Source organism: Poseidonocella sp. HB161398 (assembly GCF_005870025.1).
Classification (GTDB): Bacteria; Pseudomonadota; Alphaproteobacteria; order Rhodobacterales; family Rhodobacteraceae; genus Mangrovicoccus.
In genome coordinates, this window is record NZ_VATA01000155.1 from 1 (window position 1) to 4,341 (window position 4,341).

The following is a 4,341-nucleotide window of genomic DNA, read 5'->3' on the forward strand; positions in this document are numbered from 1 at the left end:
CTTCCTGGCGCTGGTCCTCTACCGCGTCATGCGCATGAGGCTGAAGGCGAAGGGCCATTCCGCCAGCCCGCGCACCGCGCTCGACCTGCTCGCGCGCATCCAGAAGCACACGACGCATATCGGCGACCAGACCTTCACCGGCCTATCAAGGAGCATTCCCGAACAGCTCGATCTATTTGACGCCCTGGGGCTCCCGAAGCCCGCCTGACCGCCAAGTTGTGGCAAATCTCGCTATCACGTGCGAGCAATATCAATTACTTATCTATTTTGACGTCGAACTTGGGAGGGCGGCTTCGAGGCCCGGAGCGCCGTCAACGATGACGAATTCGGGCCGTCGCAGGCCGCGCGCATCGAGGTCGGACAGGAACTGGCTCCAGGCTGCGGTGCTCTCGCCTCCCATGTTCTTGATGGAAAGCAATACCTTCTGCCCGTCGCGGCGCACCCCGATCGCGGCGAGCACCGAGATGTTCGTGGCCTTGCGGTCCAGCCGGGTCTTGATGACGGTGCCGTCCAGAATGAGCCTGACGATATCTTCCTGGGCCAATTCCCTGGCGCACCAGGCATCCCAGTCGACCTTCACCTTCCGCCGCACGGCTGACCACGTCCTTGCTGACGACCCCTTCGAACAGGCCGAAGAGCGCCTCATGACCGTCCAAGAATCAGCTATAGTCTTTATGGTTCAATGAGCTTGAGATAGACCACGACAGACCAGAGGTCCTCCTCAGGTAAGGTACCCAAAGTCGAGATGACCTCGGCCATGCTGCCGCCCGCCACATCGAAGGACGGGGTGAACCCCGATTGCAAATAGGCGAGAAGGTCATCTTCAGACCAGTTGAGACGGCCCGGCGTGATGTCCGGGATACGTCCTGGGCCATCTGGGTTTGCCGCGCCTGTTAGCCAAGCGTCGGTGATTGGGCCGCCGAAGACGGTGCGCGGCGTGTGGCATTCCCCGCAGTGACCCAGCGCCTCGACGATGTAACGTCCGGTATCAACCTCTTCCGGCACCTCGGACGTTACCCAGTCGGGGTTCAGGTAGAGGCGTTTCCACAGCCCCAATCCACGCCGCATGTTGAAGGGAAAGGCCAGATCATGGTTCTGACTCGGTGTAGCGTCCGCTGGAAGTGTTGCGAGATAGGCGTGGAGCGAGACGGCATCCGTCAAGGTCATCCGCGCATAGGTCGTGTAGGGAAAGGCGGGAAACAGATGTTTGCCATCCCGGTCAACACCGTGATGAAGCGCATTGACCAAATCAATGGCGCGCCATGCGCCAATCCCCTCCTCAGGGTCTGAGGAGATATTGGGCGCATAGAAGGTGCCAAATCGGGTCGTAAAAGTCCGCCCGCCGCTCAGGATAAGGCGCGCCTCCCCTTGCGCCTCCTTTGCCGCATGGCAGGACGCACAGCCGCTGGCACGGAAGACGTATTCACCGCGGACGAGATCGGGTTGAAGCCCGGCGATCGCGGTCTCATCCTCGATCACCGGTTGGGACAACACCCAAAAGCCCGCCAGCCCCGCACCAGCGGCGAGAAGCAATCCTGAAATGATTTTGCCGATCATGGCGGCCTCCTCGCTGCTGGGCTGGACCGGTTTAGTTCGCCGGGATGACGCGATAATCGCGGTGGCATTGGCCGCAGGCTTCGGTCACGGCACCCATCTGCGCCGTCAGTGCCTCAAGCCCATCCCCCGCCGCGGCAAGCATCTGGTCGGTGGCGTCGGCAAGCCCTTGTTTGCGCGCGAGGAAGTCATCCATATTGGTCCAGATCGAAGCCGCCGCGCGGCTCGTTTCAATCTCACCCGACGAGGTGCCGGGGAGGAGATATGTGGTCCAGTCCTGTTGCGCCAGCGAGGCAAGCGCATCGGCCGCGGCCACGGCGAGCTCGGGGTCATAGGGCTGTCGCCCCTGCATCATCTGCGCGAGCACCCCGAGCTGGAAGGCTTGCAGGTTCATATGGGCCAGTCGCTGTGTTGCCACATCCTTTTGGACGCGGCTGACGCGGGCATAGGCGACGGTCGTGGTGGCAAGAACGGCGCAGAGTGCGGCCCCGATCACCAGTTTACTAGATTTCGGCATAGCGTGTGTCCTGTGAATTCGAGTGCGTTGTGACGCCCGCACCATTGGGAGCGGGCGTCGCTTCCGTCTTGCCTCAGTTCGCCCCCGCGGCGGTGAGCGCGGTGACGATATCGGCGCCATCTTCCCGCGCCTTCGCGAGATCCAACGCCGACTGCCCCTCTGCATCGGTGAGGGAGATATCCGCCCCGGCTTCCAACAGCACCTCGACCACGGCGAGCACATTGCCTGCGGCAGCGATATGAAGCGCGGTCTGCCCGGCCCCGTTGGTTGCGTTGACATCGAAGCCCTGCGACAGAAGCCACGACTGAATCGCCGGATTCTTCTGACGGATCGCAGAGATGGTAAGAGCGTTATTGCCATCCTTGTTCACCGCCATCGGGTCTTCCACGACATCCTTCATCGCGGTGATGACTTCGAGTGACGGATTGCGGAAGGCAGCCTGAAGGAACGCATTGGTGCCGTTGTTATCAAACGCCTGAATGTCGTCGTGTTCGGCGATCCACATAATCGTATCGACGTTCGGGTTTAGATAAGCTGCGGAAAGCGCGCAGTTGCGACCGTGAATGTCACGCGCAGAGATCGGCAGATCCGCGGCCATCAGGGCTTCGTACACCGGAATCTCAGTCTGCAACAGGCAGGCAAATCCCAGTGCGTCACGCCAGGAATCGTCTTGATAGTCGATTTCAAGATCCTCGCGTTCAAGGAACATCTCGACCACCTCGAGGCTGTTGAAGCGCGCCGCCATCATAAAGGCAGAGAGATTGTCGTTGCCGACTTGGTTGACGTCTTCGCCCTTGTCTATGAAGTAGCTGACCACATCCGTGCTCGTACCAGCCTGCAGCGCGCGCCAGAGCGGATAATAGTCCTCACCATCGACAGCCAGCGGATCGGCCCCTGCCTCTACCGCGGCTTCAACTGCGGCGACGTCGGGCGATGCGTTCCAGAAGTCACGTTCCAGCAGAACATTCTGGGCAAAGACCGGGGCCGCGCAGATTGAGAGCACTGTCGCGACAGCGCAGGATTTGTAGTAGATCATGCGTTTCTCCTCCCATACGCATAATTGACATTTGGGAAGCTTGGACAATGTAAGCGCGAATCGGCGCGCCGAAATTGTCATATTGGGCTGTGAATTTGTTATGAAATGCTCACTACTCCTCGCGTGATTTGGCCGCCAGAGAGGGTGCAATGCTGGCGGCCACAATGGCGTGTTTCTCGAGAATGTATTGGAACCCGGCTCGCGTCATCATTCGACCGGCGTTGTTCAGAAAAAGCGCTGTTTCGTCGACTTTGGTCTGATCGCGATCCAAGCACGAATTGCCGCGGCAGTTTCCTGCCAGAGCGGCAGCACCCGTTCTCGTCGTCCTTTGCCGATGATGTGGGTGCTGGCGGGTGATCGCCCGTCGAACTGGTCGAGCCGAAGGCCGACGAGTTCGGACACGCGCAGCCCTCCGGCAAATGCCAGATGCAGCATGGCTCGATCACGGATGCCCGATGCTGTCCGTCGAGGCGATCCGCAGGTTCTTTTAGGTCTTGGTGAGCGAGGCCAGCCCAGCCTCGCCCTTCGCGATGATCGTGCAATCAGTTGCCTTGCGTCTTGCGCGTCGTAACCGTCGACATCACCAGGATGGCCGCCACGACCAGAAAGACCGCACCATATCCGAATGCCGTCGCGTATCCAGTGGCAAGCGCATCCCGGGCTTGAAGGGCCGTCGCTTCATCGCCCTTGGCGAGGGCAGACTGAAGTACGGTCGCGGCTTCCGGCAGGGCGTTCCGCGAGGCGAATGTTGCAATCGTCGTGAACACCGCCAGCCCTAGGGCAGCTCCGGTTTGCTGCGAGGCATTCAGTAACGCAGACGCGATCCCCGCACGTTCCGCCGCCACACCGTGAACCGCGGTAAGGGTCAGGGTGACAGCCACGATGCCCAACCCGAAGGCCGTCAGGAACAGCGCGGGCATGATATGCCATGCATAGGCCGAGCTGATCTCCAGACTGGACAGCCACAGCATCCCGCCAGCCGCGATGAGCAGGCCGGGACCGGCAAGAGCTCTCGCTGCGAGCTTCTCGACGAGCTTGGAACTGAGGACCGACCCGAAAATTATGCCGACGCTGAACGGCAACGCGCCAATACCTGCCCAGACCGGGTTGAACATCATGACCTGCTGCATGTGGAGCGCCATGCGGCGCGACATATGTGGAACGGCCCGCGTGGCAAGAGCTTTTTCATCCGAGGAACAATTTGGGAGCGGTGCGGTCATATGTACGGCCTTTC

General features: G+C 60.7%; 4 protein-coding genes and 3 pseudogenes. 1 reads left to right on the top strand and 6 read right to left on the bottom strand.

The genetic code is table 11. From position 1 onward, the window contains the following. Positions 1-208: pseudogene (locus tag FGX59_RS36000) on the top strand (IS1634 family transposase); the annotation flags it as partial. 75 nt (positions 209-283) lie between these two features. On the opposite strand, the pseudogene FGX59_RS36005 reads toward FGX59_RS36000, so the two are convergent. From FGX59_RS36005 to FGX59_RS36030, 6 genes and pseudogenes are all read right to left on the bottom strand, one after another. Continuing rightward, positions 284-641: pseudogene (locus FGX59_RS36005) on the bottom strand (transposase); the annotation flags it as partial. 31 nt (positions 642-672) lie between these two features. Continuing rightward, positions 673-1,557 (bottom strand): cytochrome c, encoded by an 885-nt coding sequence (locus tag FGX59_RS36010; RefSeq protein ID WP_138473367.1) that lies wholly within the window; start codon positions 1,555-1,557, stop codon positions 673-675. Positions 1,558-1,588: 31 nt separating this feature from the next. Then, positions 1,589-2,071, bottom strand: coding sequence for a cytochrome c (locus tag FGX59_RS36015; RefSeq protein WP_171061009.1), 483 nt, complete (start codon positions 2,069-2,071; stop codon positions 1,589-1,591). A 73-nt stretch (positions 2,072-2,144) separates the two neighbouring features. After that, positions 2,145-3,107 carry an ankyrin repeat domain-containing protein gene (locus tag FGX59_RS36020; RefSeq protein WP_171061010.1) on the bottom strand — a complete coding sequence of 321 codons (963 nt, stop codon included), beginning with the start codon at positions 3,105-3,107 and terminating at the stop codon, positions 2,145-2,147. A 225-nt stretch (positions 3,108-3,332) separates the two neighbouring features. Next, a complete protein-coding gene (locus tag FGX59_RS39160; RefSeq protein WP_240722874.1) occupies positions 3,333-3,542 on the bottom strand; it encodes a tyrosine-type recombinase/integrase in 210 nt (69 codons plus the stop codon). A gap of 107 nt (positions 3,543-3,649) precedes the next feature. After that, positions 3,650-4,341, bottom strand: a pseudogene (locus FGX59_RS36030) (MFS transporter); the annotation flags it as partial.